The sequence below is a fragment of the Mucilaginibacter pineti genome, assembly GCF_900101875.1.
GTDB classification, from domain to species: domain Bacteria; phylum Bacteroidota; class Bacteroidia; order Sphingobacteriales; family Sphingobacteriaceae; genus Mucilaginibacter; species Mucilaginibacter pineti.
The window spans coordinates 779,020-803,269 of the sequence record NZ_FNAI01000001.1; the positions used below are offsets into that span (position 1 = coordinate 779,020).

Consider the following 24,250-nt stretch of genomic DNA (forward strand, 5'->3'; position numbering starts at 1 on the left):
ATGCAATTTTCAATACACAGGGTTTGGCTGCTATGTCGCAAGCAATGGGCCGAAAATACGCAGCTATATATATTAGGTATACTGGCAACCGCCGGCATTATCTCCGCAGTACTTATATATAATATGTTTGATAAACGCGGAATACCCCTCATTACCCAGCAGATAATATTTTTCACTGGGTTAATAATTTCAGGTGCTGTTTTTACTTCAACAATTTTAAGTCAGTTTAACGAGAAGGTAAAAGGGATACAGGCGTTAACACTTCCTGCCTCAACCCTGGAGAAACTTACAGCGGCCATAATTTACGGCCTTGTAATGTTGCCTGCAATTTATTTAATAGTGATTTACCCCTTTATAGCATTAGCCCATTATATTGATATAGATATTTTGGGTCGTTTTAACGACTTGTATGTATTTAAAGCAAATAACCACAGCGTTGAACTGGGGTCATTATTTATTATAACACAAGCCATTATGCTGCTTGGTTCGGTTGTATTTAGGCGCTATATATTTATTAAAACAACTATATTAACCATTGTAATTACAGTAGGCATAACATTATTTAATCCGTACATGGTTGAAAAAACAATTGTTGTAAGAAGCACAGTTCCAAGAAATATCACCGTGAAAGAACAGCTTTACAACGGAGATAATAAGCTGCTCAGTACAGAAAATGCGCCAAGGAAGGTGGATGTCAATTACCTATATTCGGCACCATATCAGGATTTGAATATATTCAATAGTGGTCGTAGTAAAGTATATAATGGCGTAACCTACTCAAGCGATGATATCCGGGCAACCAATCCTTACGCCAATATATTTTATATACTGCTTTACCTGGCCATACCTTTTTTATGGATAATTACCTGGTTCAGACTTAGGGAAAAGCAATTGTAAACCAATAACGGTTAAAAACAACACACATGGATTTCAACAACACACAAGCCATATACCTGCAAATAGCAGATTATGTGTGCGATAAAATACAGCTAAAAGTATGGAAGGAAGATGAAAAGATCCCCTCTGTACGTGAGCTTGCCGTTATGCTGGAGGTAAACCCCAACACCGTAATGCGATCATACGAATACCTGCAAAACCAGGAAATAATATATACAAAAAGAGGTATGGGCTATTTTGTTCAGGCTAACGCTGCGGCCGGCATACTTAAAGCACGGAGAACCCAATTTATTAGTGAAGACTTGCCACAGCTGTATAAAAAAATGCAGCTGTTGAATATTGCAGTTACCGATCTGCAAACAGGGTATGAACAATTTATAAATCAAAAAAATTAAATCAACAATATGAAAACCAGCAATAAATTACTGATCATATTTTTTACATGTATCCCGTTATCTTTATTAGCCTACAACACGCTGTTAAAACAATCATACCAGGCCGGTAATTTTGTGAGCGAATTTTACCCGGATATAAATTCAAACTATGAAGAAAAAAATCTGCCCGCCTTTAAACACATTGTTATAGATGGCCTTGTAAAATCGCCGAATGCCCGAACCGAACAAGGCCAGATGCCAACTGTTTCCATTGGTAATGCAAGTACTTATCCTAAAAGCGAATCAACGCAAAACCGAATAGGTATTATTACCCAATATGCCGATGTGTTAAGAACTACGGTGAAAAATGATACGCTTTTTGTTTCGCTTTTTACAAAAGCCAAGGATGCCTACATAACTACCGGCGACAAAGCCCTGCTGCAGATAAAAGCAACAGATGTAACATCGGTGAGTATTAGTTACGCTTACGCAACCATTACCGATAAACCTTCTGCTGCCGACTCATTAAAGCTTACCGTAATTTATAATGGAATTTACAATGTAAACAACCTGTACATAAATAACCTGAGTGTATATGGCTCGGGTATGGCGCAGACATATATTTATGGCAACAATAAAATTCAGAATTTTAATTATTCGCTATTGGCAGAAAGCCTTTTACATATAGACGGGCACCCAATACAGCACTATCGCGCTATTAAAGTAGATGAAAAGGCAAGCATCGAAATAAAAGACAAGGCAGCCAATATGCAAAAGGAACTTCAGTAACAAATACACCTAAACCTTATAAACAAAAAAAGATGGGTAAGCATTTAGCTACCCCATCTTTATGTTTACATATAAAATGTAATACCTTAATTATTTTGCAACTTTTTTTGCAGGGAATAATGGTAAAATAATAACTGCTAATAAAGCTGCAACTTCTAATACGATTAACATGTGGATGATTTTTTAGTGATAATTAAACATTAATAAATTATAAAAAAGCGCTCGTCGCTTCGTCATAAAGTCCTAATTTTTATAGTGTTAGGATGCGAAACAATTTCGTTTTCTTGTGTAGGCACCGACTAAAAACATGCCATAAAAACTTTTTTATTTTCGACCGCAAAACGGTTAAAATTTAAAATTGTCAAAATTTAAAATCCACTAAAATTGAAAGATCATTTCTGAAAATTAATCCAGCATTTTTTTTAAGCCGAAAAAATAATATGAGTTTTAAAAAAGTAAAAATGAGGATGACGAAAAAATTACAAATAAACAACGTAAACATCTGCCATTTTCAAGTTTAGCCCCGTCTTAGTCAAAAAAAGATAGATTTATCGTCAGCAAATAGGTTAACAAGCTAAAAACATGCTTGATTTTTAATTTTTTATGATAAAAAACACACCTGCCCTCTCAATTATTAAGCCCTTAGCTTACAGCATAATTTTTTGACAATTTGTCACCAAGCATGACAAGCATAAATTCACCTGCCACAAACCCGCAGAAAAGCATGACAAATACTGCCATTCAGATATCAAAAGCGGCAAACTACGCTATTAAACCTTCTATTTAAGGCGTGCCAAAACAACATTTCCATACACCTTGCATTCCTGAAAACAAATTGCGTATATTAACAGTTTGATTGACAGTTAATAACCTACACACCTGCCGCTATGAAAAAATTTTATTTACTTACAGCCTTTTGTCTTGGCCTTATTATTCAGGCCTATTCACAGGATATTAAAGGCAACTATGCTATTAAAAACGTACAAACAGGTATGCTGCTGCGCATTAAAGATGCCGGTTCAAAAAATGGCACTCCCCTGGTAGCCTATTACCCAGAAAACTGGAAGTGCATGACCTGGAATTTTCAAAGCACCGGCAAAAACATTTATCAGCTGCAAAATTTGCTTACCAGTAAAACATTTCAACCAACGGCTGAGGCAAATGCCGATGTTGCATTTGAAGAACAGCCTTTGGTTAAGGATGCTCCAAACCAGCAATATGAGTTTATAGCCGTTAAAAAAGACACCTATCTTATAAAGCTTAAAGGAACCGACCTTTACGTAACACCCGCCGATAGCAAAGGCAGCGTAAACTCGGCCATTGTATTGGCAAAAAAACGCAGTACGACAGAGCAGTTATGGAACATCTACGGGCAAGCACCTACCATGTAATCTATCGCAGCTATGAAAACTAAAAGGATTTTAATAATAATTTGCCTGCTGGCATTTGTCGGCAGTGCTTTTATATATGATAGCAGGCCCGTAATTTCGCCCGCCCCAGCCGATGGTTACAAAATAGATACACTGGCGCAGGATTTAGTTGTACCCTGGCAAATTACCTTTTTGCCCGATAACAGCATGCTTTTTACCGAGCGGCCTGGTCGTGTAAGGATTTACCGCGATGGTAAATTGCTGCCAAAACCAGCTTTCGTAATACCGGATATGCCGCTGCACAATAAATCGGGCTTGTTGGGCATGTGTATCCACCCAAATTTTGTGACTAACCGGTTTGTATATATAGCTAACAATTACCTGCAGGATAATCAAATGCGCCTGCAAATAACCCGCTATGTATTTAAAAACGATACGCTTACTAATCCGTTCACCATACTTAAAGGCATCCCGGCCAACCAAAACCACACAGGTAGCCGACTTGTTTTCGGTCCGGATAGAAAACTTTACATTACATCGGGCGACGCCGACCAGCCCGCGCTGGCACAGGATTTAAAAGCCTATAACGGCAAAATTTTAAGGGTTAATGATGATGGCACCATCCCCAGTGATAATCCATTTTTCAACAATGACACCGCGCGTAAAGAGATCTGGACGTACGGACACCGCAATACGCAGGGCCTCGCATTTGAACCCCGCACAGGCACCCTGTTTAATACAGAGCACGGCCCTACCGGCGGCGATGAGGTAAACATTATTAGAAAAGGCGAAAACTATGGCTGGCCGGTAATTCATCACCGCGATACCCGGGACGGTATGAACTCGCCGTTGGCAGAATATACTCCATCTATTGGCCCCGGCGAAGCTATGTTTTACTCAGCCAAAGCGTTTCCACAATTGCAGGGTTATTTGCTGGTAGCTTGTTTAAGGGGCGAATCTATCCTTAAAATACAGTTAGACCATGATAAGATCATCAGTCAGGAGGTTTTATTGAAACAACAATATGGCCGTATCAGGTCGTTGGTTACCGGGCCCGATGGCTATATTTATTTTTCTACATCACAAATTGATCCCGGCGAAGGACAGCCTCGCCCCCATTATGATATGATATTGCGGATGCGGCCTTCAGGGAGCGCCAACACCGCACTTTCGTCGCAAAAGCTGGTTATTACTAAACAAAGTAATAAACCGGCTGCAAAGCAAACCACAGGCACAATGTTTCAGCAATTGTGTGCCAGTTGCCACGGCAACAATTTGCAGGGAACTGACAAAACCCGCAACCTGCTTGCCGGCAAATTTAAATACGGAGCCGACAAAAAATCAATCATTAAAAATATCACCAACGGCATAACAGACGAGGGTATGCCATCATGGAACGGCGCTATCAGCAAAGCAGATATCGACAAGGTTGCCAACTATATTTGGATAAAGACCAGAAAGGGCATTAGGCATAAATCCTAAGACATGGCAGTACAAACAAGTTAAAGCCACTGATATGTAATCAGTGGCTTTTTGCATTCTAAAACCGGAACAAATAGTAAAACTTATGCCTATGCCAGCTCTGTTGTTGTTAAATTGCCTGCTGTTGTCGCGTCTTTTAGCTTTTTATGATAATAAACATATGAGCCAGCGCCCACGGCCAAAATAACCAGCATAGGTGCCCAGTTTGGCGCTGATTTGCCAATACATATTACCGAGTAGGTTGCGCCTATCAAATCGAACGAGAGCCCCGCATATGCCCACTCCTTAATACGCGGGTAACCAGGAATAAGTATGGCTATAACACCCAATATTTTGGCAACACCCAAAAATGGCACCAGGTATGCGGGATATCCCATCTCCTTGAAACCACCAACGGCCATAGGAACAGAAAGCGCATCTGGTATAGCAGAGCCGAACATAAAGAATGCAAAAAGGCCGGTTAAAATCCAGTAAATAATTTTTGTCTTTTTCATAACGATTAATTTATTTAGCTATTAATTGTTTGCTACCGTAAAATTAAGCCTATTTTGCATATGCAATAAGGTGCTAATGCGGCCATTTGCAGGGTTGATTACGACTTAAATTTAAAAAATTTTACTCATGAAGCATATATCTATTTTGGTACCCCGGGGAGCTATTTTAGGAAGCCTTGAAGGTTCGCGACAGCTGCTTACACAAGTTAACCAGTTTTTTAAATCGATGGGTAAAGACCCCGCGTTTGATGTGCAGCTGGTAGGGCTGTCAAAAGAAACCCCAATTAGTGGGGGAGCTTTTACCGTAAACACAAATGTTATTTTCTCCGACGTAAAACAAACCGACCTGATCATCATCCCGGCACTTGATGGTGAAATTACCGCTGCTATTGATAACAATAAGGAGTTTTTACCCTGGATAATTGAGCAGCATAAAAAAGGTGCCGAAATTGCCAGCTTGTGTATGGGCGCGTTTCTGCTTGCCTCAACCGGCTTGCTAAAAGGTAAAAAGTGTGCCACCCATTGGATGGCCGCAAATGATTTCAGGAGAATGTTCCCCGATGTAAATCTGGTTACCGAAAAAATAATTACCGACGAACAGGGCATTTATTCAAGTGGGGGCGCTTTCTCCTACCTCAACCTTATTTTATACCTTATTGAAAAATACGCCGGCAGGGATATGGCCATATTAAGCTCAAAGGTATTTGCAATTGAGATGGAACGCGACAACCAATCGTCGTTCATTATTTTCCAGGGACAAAAAGATCATGCAGATGATCCGATAAAAAAAGCCCAGGAATTTATTGAAAAGAATTACCAGGAGAAAATTAGCGTGGAGCAACTGGCATCGATGTTTGCCCTCGGTCGCCGTAATCTGGAACGCCGCTTTAAAAAAGCAACTGCCAATACCGTGGCCGAATACATTCAGCGTGTTAAGATAGAAGCGGCCAAAGTTAGCCTCGAGAGATCTCGCGATAACGTGAACGAGGTAATGTACAATGTTGGCTATACCGATACAAAGGCTTTCCGAAATACATTTAAGCGCATCACAGGCCTGTCGCCAATGGATTATCGGAATAAATACCAGCGCGAATATTTAAATTAACAATTTAAAGACCAATTAAAAACAAAGTCTGTATGTTTAATTACGGGCTTGTTTTTAAAGTTTCTGTCATTTTAGCCCATCAATTTGGAAAAGAAATAGAACTTAATATATATTTGCGTAATCAGTTACGTAATTAAATTACACATATGAAGTTTTTTAACAAAACAGGGAAATTAGCAATAGGCAGCCGGTTAAGGATGCTCACAGAGAAAATAACGGAAGATGCAGCTAACATTTATAAACTGTATGATATTGAGTTGCAACCTAAATGGTTCCCGGTATTTTATGTGCTGTCACAAGGTGAGGCGAAGATTGTTACCGATATAGCCAAGGAGATAGGTCACTCCCATCCTTCGGTAAGTAAGATTGTCAGCGAAATGGCTAAACAAGGTTTAATTACCGAAAAAAAGGATAAGGCTGATGGTCGTAGGAATATGGTGACCCTTTCGCCGAAAGGAAAAATGATCGCCGAAAAAATTAAAGACCAATACGCCGACGTTAACGCGGCCATTGAGCAGCTTACTGCCCAAACAGAAAATGATTTATGGAAAGCAATTGAGGAATGGGAATTTCTGTTGGAACAAAAATCACTACTCACCCGAGTTGGCGAGCAACGGAAAAACCGCGAAGGCAGTTATGTGCAGATCATAGATTATATCCCAACGCACCGGGAAGCTTTTAAAAATCTCAATGAACAATGGATTTCACAATGGTTTAAAATGGAGGAGGCTGATTATAAAGCTTTAGACAATCCGCAGGGATATATTTTAGATAAGGGTGGCTATATATTGGTAGCTTTATATAACAACCAACCGGTTGGCGTTTGTGCCCTCATAAAAATGAACGACCCGGTTTATGATTATGAATTAGCTAAAATGGCGGTGTCGCCAACGGCCCAGGGCAAAAGCATAGGATGGCTGCTTGGCAACGCCATAATTGAAAAAGCGCGATCATTAGGAGCAGGTAAAATTTACCTGGAAAGCAATACTATTTTAAAACCAGCTGTAAATCTGTATCACAAACTTGGTTTTCAAAAAGTTGGCGGCCGCCCCTCACCTTATGAACGCAGCAATATCCAAATGGAACTCATCATTAAAAGTTCTCCCTTTCAAAAAACTGCTGAATAGTATCGGGCGCTGTCATTAAAAAGGTTTGTATACCCAATTGCTTTGCCCCTTCCAAATGTTGCGGACTATCGTCAATAAACAAGGTTTCGGCGGGATTAAGGTTATTTTCATTTAACACCTGTTCAAAAATTCGTACTTCGGGCTTACGCTTTCCGGTGAGGTGCGAGTAGTATGTTTTTTCGAATAGGTGATCATTACCATCAAACCCAAATTCGGTTTTCAGATATTTCATAATATGATCATAATGAATAGCGTTGATGTTACTCAGTAAAAAAACGCGGTATTTTTCTTTCAAACTCAGCAATAATTCGTGGTTACCGGCCGGTATTCCGAGCAACATACTGTTCCAGGCGCCGTCAATTTGGGCGTTTGTGAGTTGCGAATTTTTCGTTTTTTGCCTGATATAGGCCCTAAATTCATCGGCGGACACCTCGCCCCTGTCAAATTTATCAAAAATTTCGTCTTGTTGTTTATGTCCAAAAAAATCGGCCGCATTGTTGATACCCAATTGGTTCCAAGCCTGTTGGGCTTTCAAAAAGTCGATATTAAAAATAACGTTACCGTAGTCGAAGATAATATTTTTGATATTTTGCATAAAGAGCTTTGTAAATTGACTGCAAATATGTAAAATTGCACCCGTTAAATAAACACAAATAACCGCGCCTATAGCTCAGTCGGTTAGAGTAGAAGACTCATAATCTTTTGGTCCCTGGTTCGAGCCCAGGTGGGCGCACTGAGTAAAAAACCCGCTTTCTGAAGAGATAAGCGGGTTTTTTTGTCTTACACATGCGGGTTAGGACCACCTGCGGCACCGTCACTGTTACATATTTGTTACGGGATTTACATAGTTTTTTGTTGAACTTGACGCCCCCATGTAACAAATACGTAACGGGATTTGGCGTCATAATTACTGTAAATTATGGCTACGACCGTAAGTGCAAGAATTTATTCGCACCATGAAAAGAGCGATGGTACTTTCAATGTGAAGTATGTCGTGTATCACAAAGGAGAAAGAAAGTTTATTGATTCTCCCCATTTTGTCTCCAAAAGACAAATTAACAAGGACTTTAATATCAAGGACAAATTTGTTCTGAAATGGCTGGATGAGACACTTGATGATTACCGTATTTTAATCAGCGCGATCAATTCGAGGCTTGATTTTTTTACCTGTGAAGAATTGCGGGATTATTTGAGGGACAGCAATAAGGACATCGATCTTATTGAATTTGCTAATGCTCATATTGATTATCTCAAAGAAAATAACCGGGAGCCCTACCTTCTAAACTAAAAGCATCTATTGGATTATCTACATCCATAACAGATAGAGTTACTTCACATTTATCAAAATGTTTTGAAGCATGTACGTGTTGTCTGCTCAAATGAATATAGTCGCAAGTTTCTTTATATAATCTTAGTACACCCGGAAAAACAGCATCCAACTGTATCGCTAAATAACCATCTGATAACCTCTTTCCTGTGTGGCTTTTATACTGATTAACTGGCTTTCCATCCATAAAATATAAAAAGAAACCGTTCGCATCTACAACTTGCATGATCGCAAAAAAACGCAAAGCATTATCTAACTGGAGCCGTATAAACGGAATGGCAGCAATGTAATTGTTAGTGTTAGCTAAAGTGACGTATCCATTTGTCACTTGAATAGCCCGATTAATTACAGCAAAAGCTAATGAGTCAATTACATATCTTGCTTGATTATTCGCATATAAGATCTCTTCTCCCAACTTAGTGAAGTTTACATGAGTGTTTGAAAGTTTGTTAATGTACTGAGCTAATTTTATTTCTTCAGGTGTCATACGATTTAAGATTGGGTAATGTAAATTATAGGGTATTCTATATGTACAAGAGCAATAAGCAGCCAAAGCCTAATCCTCCGACTTCTCCCTCGCATCCGCCATTCTTACAATCCTCGGTTCAAACTTAGCCAATACCTCAACCAGATCATTTTGAGCCGCCATAACAGTATGGATATCCTTATAAGCAATTGGGGCTTCGTCCACGTCACTACCCATAAGGGTAATGCGTTTCTCAACCAGGTTAGCGGCAATAGCAATCGGGTCTAAAGTTTTAAAAGCTGCGCTACGGCTCATGGCCCGGCCTGCACCGTGGCTGGCGGAGTTGATACTGGCCGCATCGCCTTTGCCGCGGACTAAGAAACCGGGTGTACTCATGCTACCGGGGATAATGCCTAACACGCCTTCGCCGGCCGGGGTGGCGCCTTTACGGTGGACCATTACTTCGGTGCCATCGGCCAGTTGCTCTTTCCAGGCAAAATTGTGGTGGTTCTCTATCATGCTGATAGGTTTTACACCTAAGGCACGAGCAATTTTGTTATGAATTTCGTGGTGGTTGGCGCTGGCATACTCGCCGGCCAGGTTCATGGCAATCCAGTATTCCTGTCCTTCGTCCTTATCCAAATCTAACCAGGCTAAATGCTTGGCTTCGGCTGGGAGTTTGGTTTTAGTCATGGCTATTTTGCTGTAATAGTCGGCCACGCTACCCCCAAATCCACGGGAACCGGAGTGTGACAGCAAAGCCAAATATTTACCGGCCGGGATGTCGGCCAAAGTACCCTCGGCAATGGTCAGTTCGCCCCATTCCACAAAGTGGTTCCCGGTTCCGCTGGTCCCCAGTTGCGTATAGGCTTTGTCTTTCAAATTGCGGATCACCTGGGTTTCGTTCCAGGTTTTGCTATCAAACAATGAGCTATCAAAGTATGATTTGGTAGTGCAGCCTATACCAAAATAAGTGTTATCAACTAAAATATTCTTCAGCTTATCGGTTTCTATATCAATAACTTCGGCAGGCAGGTCAAATATGCTTAAACACATACGGCAGGCAATATCAACCCCGACTGCAAAGGGAATAATGGTATTGGCCGTTGTAGCCAGTACCCCTCCTATTGGCAAACCGTAGCCCTGGTGCGCATCGGGCATTAGCGCGCCGGCAACCGCTATGGGCAATTGTATAGCAGTCCTCATCTGCGCCAGTGCGCCTACCTCAATATGTTCCAATCCCCATACCGGGAAGTCGGCTATTTCTTCTTTCAGCTTAAAATTGCTGCGTTCTTGTTTTACAAACTTGCCATCTTTACGCATAGCAATTACTTCTTCGGCCAGGTTTTTAAATTTACCGCCTTTCTTTAAGGCGTAAGGCATCGGGTCGTCAATTAAGGCTTCTAAATTGGCCAGTATTTCGGGTTTAGCCATTACGTTGTGTTTAAGCAAACCATTAGCCACACGACTAAAGTTTACCAATACTTCCACATCGTTAATACCTAATGCCTTTAACTCGTTGTTGCCTATTTTTTCCTTTTCCATAATATCAATACTAAAGGTATCATTTAACAATTAAAAGTCTCCGAGCCAAAACCCCTCTCCCCAAGTTGAGAGAGGGTGCGTTTTGTGAGCAGGTTTGGCCTTTCGACAGCACAAATAGAAACATCAAGTGCGCAGCGTATTTGCGCAGTGAAAAATAATTTATAAATTCATCAAAAAATTTCAGACCGATGCCTGTTAACCGCAATGCCCTGATCCGATACCGCACCATTGACCAATGCCTGCAAAACCGTTTTAAAAAATGGACGCTGGATGACTTGATTGATGCTTGCAGTGATGCTATTTACGAATATCAAGGGATTGATACAGGTGTTAGCCGTCGTACCGTACAGGCAGACATGGAGATGATGCGCAGCAATAAACTGGGTTACGAAGCACCGATTGTGGTGGTTGATAAAAAGTATTATACCTACAGCGATAAGAATTACAGTGTTACCAATAGTCCGCTAAATCAACAGGACATGAAAGTGCTGAGCGAAGTATCCGATTTGCTTAAGCAGTTTAAAGGCTTTAGCCATTTTACCGATCTAAATGAAATGGTGAGTAAATTGGAAGATAAGATCTATTCGCAAAAAACGCAGAGCGCACCGGTGATAGATTTTGAGAAGAATGATAACCTGAAAGGACTGGAGTGGATAGAAGTTATACGCAAGTATATCGTGGCTAAAAAAACCATGTGCGTAACCTATCAATCGTTCAAAGCGAGTGAGGCCAGTACATTTTGCTTTAGCGGATACCTGCTGAAGGAATATCGTAACCGGTGGTTCGTATTGGGCGTATCGCATCAGCGTTATAAACCGTTGCTTAACCTAGCGCTGGACAGGATACAAACCATTACTGCGCACGATGAGGATTATATTGAGAATACTACTATCGATTTCTCCACTTATTATAACGACGTAATCGGCGTAACCAAATCACCCGGTCAGCGCGATGTGGAAGTAGTGTTTTGGATTGATGCTAAAAACGCACCCTATGTAGTAACTAAACCTTTACATCATACGCAAAAGTTATTAAGCGAGGACGATAAGGGTAAAATATTCAGCATCCGTGTAATCATGAATTTTGAGTTGGAGCGCGAGTTATTGGGCTTCGGTGCAAAGCTCCGAGTACTTGGCCCAAGAATATTGGTCAAACAGATCAAAAAACAGGTGTATGAAACATTGGAAAGTTATAAGGTGCCGGAAGAAAAAGAAGAGGTTTAAATTGCCTCGCAAATCAATCCCGCCAGACTTCTCACTTCTACAAACTCATCATTAATATATTGTGTGTTTGCGTACGAATCCGTACAGATCAGCTTTTTAATTAATCCACTATCTTTTAGCTTGTTGATGCCATCGTTCACGAACAAACCGTGTGTGGTAATTACATAAATATCGCCGGCACCGGCATTTTTATACGTTTTAGCCGCATTGATAATGCTACCGCCTGAGCGGATCATATCATCGTAAATAATAACAGTTTTGCCATCTACATCAGCATTAATAGCACTTACCTCGGTATAATCATCTTTCAGGCGGCGTTTGAGGATAAAGGCGGCGTTTACGCCCAGATCATTAGCTAACGATTCTACCCATTTGGCCCGGCCGGCATCCGTACTGGCCATTACAAAATTATCCCCACCATATTCAAGCGCTGCTTTTATCACAATATCTTTGCAGTATACATGTACCGGGTACAGATCGTGCTCAAAGTAATACTGGATCCCTTCAGAATGCAGATCGAACAACAAAACCTTATTGCCCCGGTTTGATTTTGGAATAGCCGACAGTAAGCGGGCACGGGTTTTGGCTGTTACAATTTCGCCGCTCAATACTGCTCGCTCCATGGTAGAGTAACCAAAGTACGGGATAACAAGCGTTAATGAATTAGCTCCATAGCTAACCAATGAAGATGCCAGATCATATAGCGCCAAAGTAGCGCCATCATTTACCGTGCCGCCAATCAATATAACATTCCTATTTTCTATTTGGGATATGATCCTTTGGTAACGCTCACCATCGGTAAAATGACTTACTTCCAGTTCACCTTTTTCAAAGTCGCCGCAGGCCATTACCTTTTCGGCTAAGTATTCGTAGCCTTTTATGGCAAATAATATTTTCTTCATCTTGTTGCTATTAGTTAAGGTTTGCATTGGCTTTCACCTGTTCAAATGTAATGGTATTAACCAATTCGCCATTTTGGAACACAGTATGCAGTTCATCTGCTAATCCCAAGTGCTCCTGTTCATTTACCGTTTTAAAGATGCCATTTATTTTCACCAGTTTTAAACGGCCACTTTTGCTCTTTTTAAAGCTTGGGATGATATTACCCTGGGCATCCATCTCGGTCGGGCTTTTTTCTACGGCTACTTCCCTGCCGTTGATAATCGCACTGCTGCATTTCAGGGCGAATTTTTGTGTATCGCGGTCAACTTTTTGCAGCAAAGCGCCGCCCATGCCCAGTACAAGATTTTCGGCGCTGATGCCATTTGCTTTTAAGGCATTGTAAATATTGATGATCTCGGTATAGTTTACGCCATCGCCTTGGATTACTCTTACTTGTTGCGGCAATACTTTGTAGCCTTTGGAATTGGTAGTAAAACCAAATGTTTCAAACAGGATCTTAAATATCTCCAGCAGTGTCATGATTGGGTCGCCGCTATCAGGGCGGATCACCAGGGTACCTTTACGATTTAGTATCTCATTGCGCAGTTCGTCACCCCAGTATTCTTTGCAGGCTTTAAAAATATTAAAGCTATCAGATACGCAGGCAATGGTACCATTTGGAAAACTACGCAGTACGTGCTTGAAAATTTCCAGTTCACCCTCACGGCCCAGTAAAGTGCAAATACTATGTTCTGTAGCCGGGATACTTTGGCCGTAAACCTTTTGAGCATTGTAATAATTAATAGCCATGCCGCTGCCTGCCAGATTATCGCTGCCGCTGAAGTTAATTAAATGTGCAGCACCACCAATTTTAGCGCTCTCTACACTGCTTACTCCACGGAAGCCAAAATCATTCAGTATAAAATCAATCCCGGCTTCGGCGCCTTCTGTTGCTGTTGCATTGTAGAACTGAGTAATCACTTTCCTTATCTGATTGCTTAAGGTTGCTACTGTACATGGGTACCATACCTGCATTAGCAGTGTTTCTAAAAAATTGGTGAGCCAGCAGCATTCCGGGTCGGTGTTTTCTATAGTCATTAACACATTGCTGGTGGGTACAGCGGTACCTTCTGCAATGGCTTTGATTTTCACGGGCAGGTGGCCATTGTATTTATCAAGAATGTATTGAAATTTGAGTTTGTCAAATACATCATCGCGGCCAAATACTTGTTGCAGAAAGCCATCGGCCTCATCCAGGTCCTGCTGGGTGAAAGCAGGGCCTTGCAGGTATTCTTTCAAAAAATATTGCAGACCAAAGAAGATGGTTTCATCAAACATGCCGCCGCGACTTTCCAGGTAACTGTAAATTTGAGTAGTACCAGGATAGTAAAATTTATGGTGAGCGTATTTGTAGGCATCAGCCAGCAGGATCAAATTTTCACGTTTCATAATATTAGTTTTTAAGGTATTTGGTAATAATTACTTCAAACATCCCTAAGTGTTCGGGACTAATGGTTTGGTTCTCTATCATCTGCGGTAAATCGACCACCGGGAACCAGTCCAGATCTATAATATCGTCCTGTGCAGCGGGTGAGCCACTAATATAATCGCAGCTGAATAACAGGGTAATGATCTTATCAGCCTCGTTGCGATAACGCCAGTCATTTATCTTGCGCGATGTTTCGTAGGTCATTTCGCCAATTTCCATTTCGCCGCACTCTTCTATCAGCTCGCGTTTGGCGGCGGCTTCGTAGCTGGTATCTTCGGGATCGGCAAAGCCGCCGATAAAGCGCCATTTGTTATTGGTAGCTTTTTTGCCCAATAGTATCTCTGTTTTGTTATTCCTGAAACAGGCTATATCTACCGTTGGATAAACCTTGGTGTACTGGTTATAATAAGCATACAGAATACCTGCACGGAAATCGTTAGAGTCGAAAACCTTATCGGCATATTGCTTGCGCAGTTCGGTAGCGTTGTAATCTCCATGCTCTGGCAATTCAACAGTTTCAAACCGACCTGAGTAGTAGGGAATGAAACTGTCGCGGCTTCCAAACAAACAAAACTGCTCGGCAGGGAAAACGCTTTTTAACAAGTTATCAATATTTTCAGACCAGGTTTTATCGCTGGGATGGTCGCTTATCGGCAATACGATCACTTCGGGATTATCTTTCTTGATCATCTTTTCACGCGTGTAATAATCGTAGGGATTTTTCCGGCTGCCCATTATCGGGCTTACACCTAACAGGATGATCAGTTTAGCGTGGTTTTCTTTAACCATGCCAATTAGTTGTTTATGCCCTTCGTGCAGGTACGGTGTTTGGAAGCGGGCGATAATTACGGCTGTACTCATATTAATTTGCGTTAATTATACGCAATATAAATATGCGTTTCAAATACACAAATTATTTTTTCATTTATTTTAATTCAATGATTTATACTTCGAAGTTGATACCTTCTTTTTGCAACTGAAAGTATTTTTGCTCGTTAAAACGGAAAAGGTTACCCGGGCGACCGGCACCATCCAAAGCTTGCTTCTCAGCGGTTTCTTCCAGGAAACCAAATTTTACAACTTTCTTTTTAAAGTTCCGGCGATCGATGGGGCGATCCAGCACAGCCATGTATAGTTTTTCCAGTTCAGAGAATGGGAATTTTTCTTCCAGTAATTCAAAACCTACGGGTTGATAAAGCATTTTATTTTTTAAACGCTCGTGGGCTGCGATAAGGATTTCTTTATGATCAAACGCCAGTTGGGGAAGTTTTTTAATTTTGAACCAGGCCACATCGGCAGCATCAGTATCGGCATACAGCTCAAAAGCATCTGGTTTAACCAGCCCATAGTAGGTAATGGATATTACCCGGTTTCGCGGATCGCGATCGGGTTTACCAAAACTGTACAGTTGCTCTAAGTAATTAATATTAACGCCGGTTTCTTCCTTCAATTCGCGCTGTACGGCTTCCTCAAGTGATTCATTATCGCCAACCAAGCCCCCAGGCAGGGCCCAGCTATCTTTAAAGGGCTTGATGTTACGCTTGATCAACAACACAGACAATCCTTCCTTGGAAGTATATCCAAATACTACGGCATCAACAGCTACTTTAATATTTTGCATGGCTGGCATGTTGCAAAGTTATCAATCTGCGCAAAGCAGGCAAGTAAAGGTTAATTGTATTTACTTCACTAAACGCTTGCTTACATATATTTTACCTTGATCCCTATTTTTTGCTGAGATTTTAAATCTACTTTAAAGTCATCGAACGAGGGCTTTTTCATTTTTTGCATAAAGAAATTTGAAAACCCGAACCCCTCCTTTGGCATGCCAATGATGTTTTTATCGATCTTACCGTTAGCGTTTTCATCGTCTATAATTGTGAATCCATAAATTCCGGGGGCAAGTTCACAATTAATAGTCAGCGTACCGTTAACTAAAGCCTTTTTGTCGAATCCCAGTTTTTTGTAGGGTTGTTCATTGTTATAGCTTGCCTGATCTTTAAATACATCGAGCTGAATTTTTCCTTTGGGCGATCTAATTCCGGTTACAGTGATCTCTGTTTCACGCTGCGTTTGTGTGTACGAGGCCAAGCCAATAAACAGCACGCCTATCAATAAGTTAATACCTAATACGATTGTCTTTTTCATGTTTTTTAATTTAACTACGTTTACTTATGAGGCAAAAGTATCGGGGCCGGTAATACCCTGCTACTAAAAACTCAGGGAACCGGGCATAATGATACCTGAAAGCTATCATAGAGAAAATGAAAAACCCTACAGTAACGGCTCGCGAAGCCAGTGTTTTATTAGTGTAATAAGATGTCTGCCGTTTGCGCTTTGTTATTTTAGCATTGAGATTCTGTTTTGCCCGCTTCGGAACAAAATCAGAACGGCAGTGCGGTTTAATAAGTAACTTAGCATATATGCAAGAAAAGTTACCACTAAAGCGTTTAAGCCTGTTAACTTGGTTACAAACGATTATTATCGGCTTTATCTTCTACCTGGTGGCCTCCAATACCGACAAGCCAATCCATCACATTATAGCGTATACCTTGCTTACGATGTCCGGGATCTTACTGGTAGGGTATTCGGATATTTCGCTGATGATTATTTTGGCAAAGAACAACCCTATCGGATCAAAAAGGTTCTCCAATTTGCGGCGCCTGCTAACTTATCCCATCAGCATCATAATTTATCTGTTATTGCGGCCAGCGTTTGGATACGTGGATGGCGTACAATGGTCGTTTTGGGGAGTTGGCTCCTTTCTTGCGTTTGTAGGTTCAGGCATTGTCATTAATACACTTATTACTTTGTTGCATGATTCCGTATTGTTATACGAACACAAGATGTACAGTGAACTGGAGCTTTCCAGGTTACATACTGCTAATGCAGAAGCCATGAACCTCGTACTAAAACAACAGATCCACCCTCATTTTCTGTTCAACGCCCTTAATACACTGAAAGCACTTTACCATAAAGACACCCAAATTGCTGATGATTATATTGTTCATATGGCCAACTTTTTAAGGGCATCCATTTATCACCACAGCGCCAATGTTTCTAAACTGAAAGATGAAGTCGATTTATCCTATGACTATCTGGCCATGCAAAGGATTAGGTTTGGTGCCGCCTTGGATTGCAGGATCAACTTGGCAAATGAAACACTGGAGGAATATTATCTCCCGTCGTTTTCGCTGCAGCCGTTGCTGGAAAATGCCATCAAGCACAATAATTTTACAGCAGAAGATCCGCTCAAGGTGATAATAAGTCAAAACGGCGACAGGTTGGTAATTAGCAACAATATTCAAAAGAAAAAAATAAAAGTAATGTCCACTAATTACGGCTTAGCCAACCTTGCAGAAAGGTACAGGCTATGGTCTGGGGATGAGATCATTATTGAGGAGGGGCAAGACGTATTTTCAGTTAGTATTAAATTGTTAGCAAATGAACATAGTAATCATTGAGGATGAAGCGATTGTTGCAGACGACCTGGAAATGAATATCAGGAAGTTAATAGGCGAACATGTAACGGTAGTTCAGTTAAGATCAGTAAAAGAGGGTATTGCGTATTTCAAGACAAATGAAAATCCAGACTTGATTTTCAGCGATATCCAATTGGGGGACGGGCTGAGTTTCGAGATATTCGTGAGTCAGTCCATTTCCGTTCCGGTCATTTTTTGCACTGCTTATGATGAATATGCCCTGGACGCGTTTAAAGCTAATGGGATAGACTACATTTTAAAACCGTTCACCAGGCAAACGCTTGATATGGCTCTTCAAAAGTACAGACAGTTAAAAAAAGTTTTCTCCACTGACCAAACCCCTCAATTTGACGCTCTGATGCAAATGCTATCTGCAAAAAACACACAGGTCGCCGCTTCAATATTAGTTTATCACCAAGACAAGATCATTCCAGTCAACCTGGAAGATATTGCCATCTGCTACTTGAGTAATGAAATTACCCATTTGCTTACATTTTCCGGTAAAACTTTTTATCCCAACAAAAATCTGGATGAACTGGATCGTTTATGCGGCAATTCGTTCTTCCGGGCCAACAGGCAATACTTGGTATGCCGAAAAGCCATTATAGATGTTTCCAGTTTCTTCTCCAGAAAGCTCTCTTTAAATCTTAACGTGACCTTCGCGGAAAAAATAATTGTAAGTAAAGGAAAAGCACCGCAATTTCTCACTTGGCTTTCCAACGGATGATCGCACTTTCTGTGCTTATTGGCTAACCATAATATGACTTATGGTTAGCACTTGTAACGTAATGTTTATCTTGTAAACTCGGCGGCTTTTTATGTTGCCCCTTGATATAGCGTTTAAAATATCTTAGCATTTTCGCTATACTTTGTTCCTTACAATCCATAATTTAAATCATTCTCAGAACGCTCAAACGGCTCTGATTTCTCAGTCCCGTATGTTCCGCTTCACAACCTATTTTGCCCGTTTCGGATACTTTTTATAATAAAGCAAGCCCAACACCTACCATCTTTGATTCTAATAAACGGGCAGTCGCCGGCTGCTTTTAACAAGAAAATATATTAAAAAAACATTTATGAAAAAATTAATCTTAATCGCTTTGGTTCTGGTATCTACTCAATCTTTCAGCCAAAGTCTACTACAAAAATTCGAGTTTGGCTTAAAAGGCGGTGTAAACGTCAGTAATTTCACCAACGCTAATTTCCCCACAGACCCGTTGATAGGTTTTAATGCCGGCGCAACCGTCGCTTTTAAATTTACAGACAACTTTATGGTACAGGAAGATTTCCTGTTTTCAACCGGCGGAGCAAAGATCAAAGGTGGAAAACTTGGCACGCAAGATTTAAAACTATCTTACTTTTCGGTACCTATCGTTTTGAAATACCGCACAAACTCTGGCTTTTATGCAGAGGCTGGTGCCCAGGCAGCATTTAAAGTAAAAGAAGATGTTGGCGGATTAACGGATATCAAATTTGCTAAAAAATATGATGTTGGTGCTGTGGGAGGTATAGGATACCAATCCAAAATCGGCCTGGGAATTGGGGCAAGATATGTGTACGGCATACAAAAGGTTTTTGATAGCAACACACTGGTCAATGATTTTAAAAACAATACAATCCAGGCCAACATCTTTTACGTTTTTTAAAGGTTCAGGTCGTCTTTTAGGTTCATTATCATCCTGGTTCGTTTCTATCGGGATCTATCTTTAAATACGCTATGGTTGAAATTTTTAAAACCAATGTTGAAAATGGAGAACAGGCCGACATCATCCTGGCTTCACTTTATAGCCAAATTCACTTTATCGAAATCAACTTTGATTTAGAAGATTGTGATCGGATATTAAGGATTAAAGGAGATGAATTTTGTTGCATAAACATTATTCAAATATTAAAAGACAATGGTTTCGAATGCTTTCTATTAAAATAAATAACCATTCAGAGAAACAAAGATTTTAGCACTTATATCTTCTGGTTCGAGCCCGAATGTGCACACAAAAAAGGATTCGCAAGTTGCGAATCCTTTTTTAATTTGATTACAGCACAATCGGTCATTAGCTTTTAAAGCTCCTTATCCCCTTCTATCGCAGGAGGTATCAGTTCATAAACAATTGGTGTTACAATACGTGATAATAAGGTAGAACTAATTAAACCGCCAATGAGTACAATAGCCAGCGGTGATATCAATGGATTTGTAGATATTGCTATCGGGATCAGTCCGCCAATGGCGGTTAATGAGGTTAGTACGATAGGTAAAAAACGCACTTCGCCGGCTTCGCGGATGGCATCCTGCAGGTTCTTGCCCTGCTGCCTCAGCTGATTGGTAAAGTCTACAAGCAAAATGGTATTTTTCACCTCGATACCGGCCAGCGCAATTAGACCAATGATAGCTACGAATGATAGAGAATTACCGGTAAGCCAAAGCGCAACGGCGGCACCTACAACACCTAACGGTATAACAGAAAGAATGATAAGTGTACTTTTGAAGGTTTTAAACAACAGCACTAACACCGCCACAAATACGAATACGGTTACTAGTATAATACTCATAAAACCACCGAACGAGTTATTTTTTGACTCAACCTCCCCTCCCATTTCATAGCTGTAACCGGGCGGAAGCTTTAGCTTATCCATTTTTTGTGTAACATCGTCAATTACCCTGCTAACCAAAAAGCTTTTTTGAACATTTGCCTGTACGGATACTACCCTTTTCTTTTCCTGGTGATTGATAACAGCTGGTGATGCTTCCAACTGCAAACCCGCAACCTGGTTAAGCGGCAAAGCGCCTCCCTGGGCATTGTTCACATATAAATTCCGGAAAGCATCCATACTTGGGCGACCTTCTTTTATGCGGGTGAGCAAAACAGTGTATCCATATTTGTTGTCGTTGTTATAATAGGTGCCCATATCAAGCCCGGTAACTGCCAGCCTTGCTATTTGATCAACAGCTAAGGAATTTACACCCAATTGCTGGGCTTTTTCTTTATTTACCGCTATGCGGATATCGCTTTTCAATAAACTTACCGGGTTATTTATATACATGGTACCCGCTGTTTGGTGCAGCAGTTTTTCAACTTTAAGCGAATAAGCACGTAACGTATCCAAATTATCGCCAAATAAGCGAACTTCAATAGGTGCAACTACGGGCGGACCTTGCTCAAAATTTTTCACCTCGATCTTAGCGCCCGGGTAGTGTGCCCACATGTTCTGTAAACGCTGGATAAGGGCAAGCTTTTTATCGGGCTTGGTATCATTATCAAGCTGAACGAATAACTGTGCAAAATCGCTTCGGTTATTTTCCGGGACTACATTGTAATATATCCTCGGATTACCATGACCAACGTTTGTGGCATAATATTTTATAAGTGGCTCTTTCTTCAACTGTTGTTCTATATCCCTGGTAACCGTATCTGTGTAAGGCAAATTGGATTGATTGGGTGTAGTAATATTGATCAGGAACTGGGGTTTTTCTGACGACGGGAATAAACTAAACCCAATAACGCCAAACAAGTATATAGACGACACGAACAATACTACTGCTATGCCGATGGTTAAAATTGGCCTTTTCAACGCTTTATCCAGTAAACGGGCATAGCTGCCGTGGATCAGTCTTTTTAATCCACGCATAATAAGGTTACCATCCGGATGGCCTACATGGTTTTTCAGCAAGCGGCTTGACAGGAACGGAATAAATGTTAACGATACCAGCATAGATGCCATTACACAAAATATAACCGCCAGCGGCAGGCAGCGGATAAAATCGCCGGAGCCTTCGGGTAAAAACACGAGTGGCATAAAAGCGATGACCAAAATAACGGTACAGCCAACCACTGCTTTACCAATTTGGCCCGTGGCCTTAAGTGTTGCCTCTAACCGCGTATGACCTTCCAGCATCCAGCGTTCTATATTTTCAACCACAACAATACTATCATCAACCAAAAGCCCCAGCGCAACCACCAGCCCAACAATGCTTAGCTGGTTAAGGTTAAACCCAAATAGCTGCAGCAATACAATACCAATAGCCAGCGAAAGCGGGATTGAGATCATAACAATAACTGCCGGGCGCAAACCTAAAGGCATAAGTGTAATGGCAACCAGTAAAATGGCAATTATAAAATCATGGCTTAAGCCAGTTAAACGCCTGTTCACATTATCAGCCTGGTCAAAGTTTTGTATCAGGTCTATATTAGCCGGTAACAGTTTTTTGAAAGCAGTAAGCACTTTAGCATAATCGGCCTGCGTTTTGTTGATATTTTCGCCATCTTTTTGGGCTGCAACAACAAATACACAACGATGCCCGTTGAGGCGGGTGATATGCTTTTCTTCGCCATAACCGTAATATACATGCGCAATATCTTTCAGCAGGATGTTTTTACCATTTACTGCATACACAACGGTGCCGTTTACCGCATCGAGGCTGCGGTAATCATTACTTTTAATATTGAAGGTAAGGTGGGCCGCGTCTATACTTCCACCGGGGATACTGGCCATTTCACTATGCAAACTATTTACCACAACGCTTAACGGCAGGTGCATCTGAGCCATTTTTTCCAAGTCGAGCTCAACACGTACCTGCTGCCCCGGCAAGCCAAAGATGGAAACCTGCTTAAGCGAGGATACCTTTTCCAGTTCATCCTGCAACTTCTCTGCAAAATGCTGTAATTGGCTTCGTGCGGCGTTTTCTGATACCAGCGCAACCTGCAATACATTTACATCAGTAGGTTGCTGTTTTTGGATCTCGATGCCCGAAACGTCAGCCGGTAACTCGCTCCGCTTATTATTCACTTCGCGTACTATTTCCTGGTATTTAGAATCGATGTTACTGCTGTACTTGTATTCAACCCTCAGTACCGCAACACCATTTGATATAGTTGTACGGATGCGTTTTATATCATCTAACCCGCCTATTGTTTTTTCCAATGGGGTAACTACCCTATCTTCAATATCACGCGGACTTGTTCCGGGATAGTTAACAATAACCAGGAACGAGGGCGGGTGCATCTCCGGATCTTCAGACCGGGGCATATTTAGCATGGTGGTAATCCCTAAAACAATGATCATAATAAAGATCACGAGGGTAAACTGGCTGTTTTTTACAGCATATTCCGAAATTTTCATTTGCTTGCAGTTTGAGGGGATTTAACTGTTATTACGCTGTTATCGGTAAGATAAGCGGAGCCCGAGATGATCAATGCCTTCGCATCTGCCAGTCCGCTGCTTACTGTTACTGTATTCTTTTCGATGCCGGCCACCGTTACCTTCACTTTATGTGCTGTTTTGTTATCGTCGGTTACAAATACATAGCCGCTGTTGCCATCACCGTCTAAAAGGGCATCATACGGGATTTGCCAAGTGGTGTTACCGGCATTCGATGAGCGGGATGGTATAATTGTAGCCTTACCAAACATACCGGCGGCAATGGCCTGCGGCTTTTTACCTGTTATGGTTATATCGGCGCTAAAAGTACCTGTTTCGGCATCTACCCCTTCAGATTTACGACTTACCACGCCCTGCAATAGTTGACCAGGCATGGCGGTGGTTTGAATGATTGCAGGGTCTTTAAGTTGCATTGTGGCCCACTCCCTGTCGCTTATGCCTACACGGAGCATCCACTTGCCTGCTTCGGCGCCATTGGCTTGCAACACGGCGGAACCAGCCGTTACCTGCTGGCCAACGTTGGCCAGCTTATGCAAAATGTAACCATCCTTTGGGGCTCGAATTTCTGAGTACTGACGGTTAAACGCAGCTGCTTTCAATTGCTGTTGTGCCTGTTGCAAGTTGGTTTTACTGTTTTGCAATTGCTCAAGCGTGGCTACACTATCTTTATAAAGGTTTTGGGCACGTTCGTAATCGCGCTGTGCTTTTTCGGTTGCGAGGTTGGCTTGCTGCACCTGCGCATTAATTTCTGTTGGATTAAGGGTGGCCAGTAGTTGCCCTTTTTTTACCGCATCGCCCTCTTTTACATTGAGGTTGCTGATAATTCCTCCCGTTTTAAAGGAGAGCATTACTTCATCATCTGTAGTGAACTGCCCCGATACTGCTATGGTAGCATTATTGGCTTGCTGTTTCAATGGCCTAACCTGTACAGCTATGGTATCTGCGCCCCCTTTATTACTTACCGTAACAGGGTGTGGTTTACAGGCATAAATGAATGGTATGCACAGCAATAAACCGGTGTATTTAATTTTTTTCATATCGATA

23 protein-coding genes and 1 tRNA gene are annotated in these 24,250 nt (G+C 41.3%); 13 read left to right on the top strand and 11 right to left on the bottom strand.

Going from position 1 to position 24,250, the window contains the following annotated elements; all coding sequences use genetic code 11:
- The 5 genes from BLS59_RS03110 to BLS59_RS03130 all read left to right on the top strand — a co-directional run bounded on the left by BLS59_RS03110 (window position 1) and on the right by BLS59_RS03130 (window position 4,912).
- Entirely contained in the window at window positions 1-897 is an 897-nt protein-coding gene (locus tag BLS59_RS03110) for a hypothetical protein (protein ID WP_091144117.1), read from the top strand.
- A gap of 26 nt (window positions 898-923) precedes the next feature.
- Window positions 924-1,292: a GntR family transcriptional regulator gene (locus BLS59_RS03115; RefSeq protein ID WP_091144121.1), complete on the top strand. Its 369-nt coding sequence runs from the start codon at window positions 924-926 to the stop codon at window positions 1,290-1,292.
- Between the two features lie 9 nt (window positions 1,293-1,301).
- Complete coding sequence (locus BLS59_RS03120) at window positions 1,302-2,060, top strand: hypothetical protein (RefSeq protein WP_091144124.1); 759 nt, start codon at window positions 1,302-1,304, stop codon at window positions 2,058-2,060.
- Between the two features lie 887 nt (window positions 2,061-2,947).
- Window positions 2,948-3,451 (top strand): RICIN domain-containing protein, encoded by a 504-nt coding sequence (locus BLS59_RS03125; RefSeq protein ID WP_091144127.1) that lies wholly within the window; start codon window positions 2,948-2,950, stop codon window positions 3,449-3,451.
- A gap of 12 nt (window positions 3,452-3,463) precedes the next feature.
- A complete protein-coding gene (locus BLS59_RS03130) occupies window positions 3,464-4,912 on the top strand; it encodes a PQQ-dependent sugar dehydrogenase (protein WP_091144130.1) in 1,449 nt (482 codons plus the stop codon).
- 89 nt (window positions 4,913-5,001) lie between these two features.
- Here BLS59_RS03130 and BLS59_RS03135 read toward each other — a convergent pair whose 3' ends face one another.
- Entirely contained in the window at window positions 5,002-5,406 is a 405-nt protein-coding gene (locus BLS59_RS03135; RefSeq protein ID WP_091144133.1) for a DoxX family protein, read from the bottom strand.
- Between the two features lie 127 nt (window positions 5,407-5,533).
- On the opposite strand from BLS59_RS03135, the gene BLS59_RS03140 reads away from it, so the two are divergent.
- Together BLS59_RS03140 and BLS59_RS03145 are read left to right on the top strand one after the other, a co-directional pair.
- Window positions 5,534-6,511 (top strand): GlxA family transcriptional regulator, encoded by a 978-nt coding sequence (locus BLS59_RS03140; RefSeq protein ID WP_091144137.1) that lies wholly within the window; start codon window positions 5,534-5,536, stop codon window positions 6,509-6,511.
- A gap of 146 nt (window positions 6,512-6,657) precedes the next feature.
- Complete coding sequence (locus tag BLS59_RS03145) at window positions 6,658-7,638, top strand: bifunctional helix-turn-helix transcriptional regulator/GNAT family N-acetyltransferase (protein WP_091144140.1); 981 nt, start codon at window positions 6,658-6,660, stop codon at window positions 7,636-7,638.
- Here the strand turns inward: BLS59_RS03145 and BLS59_RS03150 are convergent.
- Complete coding sequence (locus BLS59_RS03150) at window positions 7,604-8,233, bottom strand: HAD family hydrolase (protein ID WP_091144144.1); 630 nt, start codon at window positions 8,231-8,233, stop codon at window positions 7,604-7,606. The two genes, BLS59_RS03145 and BLS59_RS03150, sit on opposite strands and share 35 nt — an antisense overlap.
- 64 nt (window positions 8,234-8,297) lie before the next feature.
- Between BLS59_RS03150 and BLS59_RS03155 the strand changes: the two genes are divergently transcribed.
- Together BLS59_RS03155 and BLS59_RS03160 are read left to right on the top strand one after the other, a co-directional pair.
- Window positions 8,298-8,371: transfer RNA gene (locus BLS59_RS03155), tRNA-Ile, on the top strand.
- 186 nt (window positions 8,372-8,557) lie between these two features.
- Window positions 8,558-8,926 (top strand): hypothetical protein, encoded by a 369-nt coding sequence (locus tag BLS59_RS03160; RefSeq protein ID WP_091144148.1) that lies wholly within the window; start codon window positions 8,558-8,560, stop codon window positions 8,924-8,926.
- Here the strand turns inward: BLS59_RS03160 and BLS59_RS03165 are convergent.
- Window positions 8,889-9,452, bottom strand: a complete 564-nt coding sequence (locus BLS59_RS03165) for a hypothetical protein (RefSeq protein WP_091144152.1) — start codon at window positions 9,450-9,452, stop codon at window positions 8,889-8,891. The two genes, BLS59_RS03160 and BLS59_RS03165, sit on opposite strands and share 38 nt — an antisense overlap.
- A gap of 69 nt (window positions 9,453-9,521) precedes the next feature.
- Window positions 9,522-10,976, bottom strand: coding sequence for an RtcB family protein (locus BLS59_RS03170; RefSeq protein ID WP_091144156.1), 1,455 nt, complete (start codon window positions 10,974-10,976; stop codon window positions 9,522-9,524).
- Window positions 10,977-11,164: 188 nt separating this feature from the next.
- Here BLS59_RS03170 and BLS59_RS03175 point away from each other — a divergent pair, with 188 nt between their 5' ends.
- Window positions 11,165-12,199: a helix-turn-helix transcriptional regulator gene (locus BLS59_RS03175; RefSeq protein WP_091144159.1), complete on the top strand. Its 1,035-nt coding sequence runs from the start codon at window positions 11,165-11,167 to the stop codon at window positions 12,197-12,199.
- On the opposite strand, the gene BLS59_RS03180 is transcribed toward BLS59_RS03175, so the two are convergent.
- From BLS59_RS03180 to BLS59_RS03200, 5 genes are all read right to left on the bottom strand, one after another.
- On the bottom strand, window positions 12,196-13,101 hold the full coding sequence (locus tag BLS59_RS03180; RefSeq protein WP_091145043.1) for a ribose-phosphate diphosphokinase: 906 nt from the start codon (window positions 13,099-13,101) through the stop codon (window positions 12,196-12,198). The two genes, BLS59_RS03175 and BLS59_RS03180, sit on opposite strands and share 4 nt — an antisense overlap.
- Before the next feature lie 10 nt (window positions 13,102-13,111).
- Window positions 13,112-14,530, bottom strand: coding sequence for a nicotinate phosphoribosyltransferase (locus BLS59_RS03185; protein WP_091144162.1), 1,419 nt, complete (start codon window positions 14,528-14,530; stop codon window positions 13,112-13,114).
- A 4-nt stretch (window positions 14,531-14,534) separates the two neighbouring features.
- Window positions 14,535-15,431, bottom strand: a complete 897-nt coding sequence (locus BLS59_RS03190; protein ID WP_091144165.1) for an NUDIX domain-containing protein — start codon at window positions 15,429-15,431, stop codon at window positions 14,535-14,537.
- 82 nt (window positions 15,432-15,513) lie between these two features.
- Window positions 15,514-16,191: an NUDIX hydrolase gene (locus tag BLS59_RS03195; protein WP_091145047.1), complete on the bottom strand. Its 678-nt coding sequence runs from the start codon at window positions 16,189-16,191 to the stop codon at window positions 15,514-15,516.
- A gap of 80 nt (window positions 16,192-16,271) precedes the next feature.
- On the bottom strand, window positions 16,272-16,718 hold the full coding sequence (locus BLS59_RS03200) for a DUF2141 domain-containing protein (protein WP_091144167.1): 447 nt from the start codon (window positions 16,716-16,718) through the stop codon (window positions 16,272-16,274).
- 275 nt (window positions 16,719-16,993) lie between these two features.
- Between BLS59_RS03200 and BLS59_RS03205 the strand changes: the two genes are divergently transcribed.
- The 3 genes from BLS59_RS03205 to BLS59_RS03215 all read left to right on the top strand — a co-directional run bounded on the left by BLS59_RS03205 (window position 16,994) and on the right by BLS59_RS03215 (window position 19,698).
- Entirely contained in the window at window positions 16,994-18,034 is a 1,041-nt protein-coding gene (locus BLS59_RS03205; protein ID WP_091144171.1) for a sensor histidine kinase, read from the top strand.
- Window positions 18,015-18,779, top strand: a complete 765-nt coding sequence (locus BLS59_RS03210) for a LytR/AlgR family response regulator transcription factor (RefSeq protein WP_091144174.1) — start codon at window positions 18,015-18,017, stop codon at window positions 18,777-18,779. The genes BLS59_RS03205 and BLS59_RS03210 overlap by 20 nt, the downstream gene beginning before the upstream one ends.
- A gap of 349 nt (window positions 18,780-19,128) precedes the next feature.
- Window positions 19,129-19,698, top strand: coding sequence for a porin family protein (locus BLS59_RS03215; RefSeq protein WP_091144178.1), 570 nt, complete (start codon window positions 19,129-19,131; stop codon window positions 19,696-19,698).
- A gap of 412 nt (window positions 19,699-20,110) precedes the next feature.
- Here BLS59_RS03215 and BLS59_RS03225 read toward each other — a convergent pair whose 3' ends face one another.
- On the bottom strand, window positions 20,111-23,167 hold the full coding sequence (locus BLS59_RS03225; RefSeq protein ID WP_091144186.1) for an efflux RND transporter permease subunit: 3,057 nt from the start codon (window positions 23,165-23,167) through the stop codon (window positions 20,111-20,113).
- Entirely contained in the window at window positions 23,164-24,243 is a 1,080-nt protein-coding gene (locus BLS59_RS03230) for an efflux RND transporter periplasmic adaptor subunit (RefSeq protein WP_091144189.1), read from the bottom strand. Before BLS59_RS03230 ends, BLS59_RS03225 begins: the two co-directional genes overlap by 4 nt.
- Window positions 24,244-24,250: the final 7 nt, after the last annotated feature.

Bases quoted from the DNA above. Each gene is read 5' to 3' on its own strand.
- BLS59_RS03110 (WP_091144117.1), top strand. From the start codon at position 1: ATGCAATTTTCAATACACAGGGTTTGGCTGCTATGTCGCAAGCAATGG.
- BLS59_RS03115 (WP_091144121.1), top strand. From the start codon at position 924: ATGGATTTCAACAACACACAAGCCATATACCTGCAAATAGCAGATTAT.
- BLS59_RS03120 (WP_091144124.1), top strand. From the start codon at position 1,302: ATGAAAACCAGCAATAAATTACTGATCATATTTTTTACATGTATCCCG.
- BLS59_RS03125 (WP_091144127.1), top strand. From the start codon at position 2,948: ATGAAAAAATTTTATTTACTTACAGCCTTTTGTCTTGGCCTTATTATT.
- BLS59_RS03130 (WP_091144130.1), top strand. From the start codon at position 3,464: ATGAAAACTAAAAGGATTTTAATAATAATTTGCCTGCTGGCATTTGTC.
- BLS59_RS03135 (WP_091144133.1), bottom strand. From the start codon at position 5,406: ATGAAAAAGACAAAAATTATTTACTGGATTTTAACCGGCCTTTTTGCA.
- BLS59_RS03140 (WP_091144137.1), top strand. From the start codon at position 5,534: ATGAAGCATATATCTATTTTGGTACCCCGGGGAGCTATTTTAGGAAGC.
- BLS59_RS03145 (WP_091144140.1), top strand. From the start codon at position 6,658: ATGAAGTTTTTTAACAAAACAGGGAAATTAGCAATAGGCAGCCGGTTA.
- BLS59_RS03150 (WP_091144144.1), bottom strand. From the start codon at position 8,233: ATGCAAAATATCAAAAATATTATCTTCGACTACGGTAACGTTATTTTT.
- BLS59_RS03160 (WP_091144148.1), top strand. From the start codon at position 8,558: ATGGCTACGACCGTAAGTGCAAGAATTTATTCGCACCATGAAAAGAGC.
- BLS59_RS03165 (WP_091144152.1), bottom strand. From the start codon at position 9,452: ATGACACCTGAAGAAATAAAATTAGCTCAGTACATTAACAAACTTTCA.
- BLS59_RS03170 (WP_091144156.1), bottom strand. From the start codon at position 10,976: ATGGAAAAGGAAAAAATAGGCAACAACGAGTTAAAGGCATTAGGTATT.
- BLS59_RS03175 (WP_091144159.1), top strand. From the start codon at position 11,165: ATGCCTGTTAACCGCAATGCCCTGATCCGATACCGCACCATTGACCAA.
- BLS59_RS03180 (WP_091145043.1), bottom strand. From the start codon at position 13,101: ATGAAGAAAATATTATTTGCCATAAAAGGCTACGAATACTTAGCCGAA.
- BLS59_RS03185 (WP_091144162.1), bottom strand. From the start codon at position 14,530: ATGAAACGTGAAAATTTGATCCTGCTGGCTGATGCCTACAAATACGCT.
- BLS59_RS03190 (WP_091144165.1), bottom strand. From the start codon at position 15,431: ATGAGTACAGCCGTAATTATCGCCCGCTTCCAAACACCGTACCTGCAC.
- BLS59_RS03195 (WP_091145047.1), bottom strand. From the start codon at position 16,191: ATGCAAAATATTAAAGTAGCTGTTGATGCCGTAGTATTTGGATATACT.
- BLS59_RS03200 (WP_091144167.1), bottom strand. From the start codon at position 16,718: ATGAAAAAGACAATCGTATTAGGTATTAACTTATTGATAGGCGTGCTG.
- BLS59_RS03205 (WP_091144171.1), top strand. From the start codon at position 16,994: ATGCAAGAAAAGTTACCACTAAAGCGTTTAAGCCTGTTAACTTGGTTA.
- BLS59_RS03210 (WP_091144174.1), top strand. From the start codon at position 18,015: ATGAACATAGTAATCATTGAGGATGAAGCGATTGTTGCAGACGACCTG.
- BLS59_RS03215 (WP_091144178.1), top strand. From the start codon at position 19,129: ATGAAAAAATTAATCTTAATCGCTTTGGTTCTGGTATCTACTCAATCT.
- BLS59_RS03225 (WP_091144186.1), bottom strand. From the start codon at position 23,167: ATGAAAATTTCGGAATATGCTGTAAAAAACAGCCAGTTTACCCTCGTG.
- BLS59_RS03230 (WP_091144189.1), bottom strand. From the start codon at position 24,243: ATGAAAAAAATTAAATACACCGGTTTATTGCTGTGCATACCATTCATT.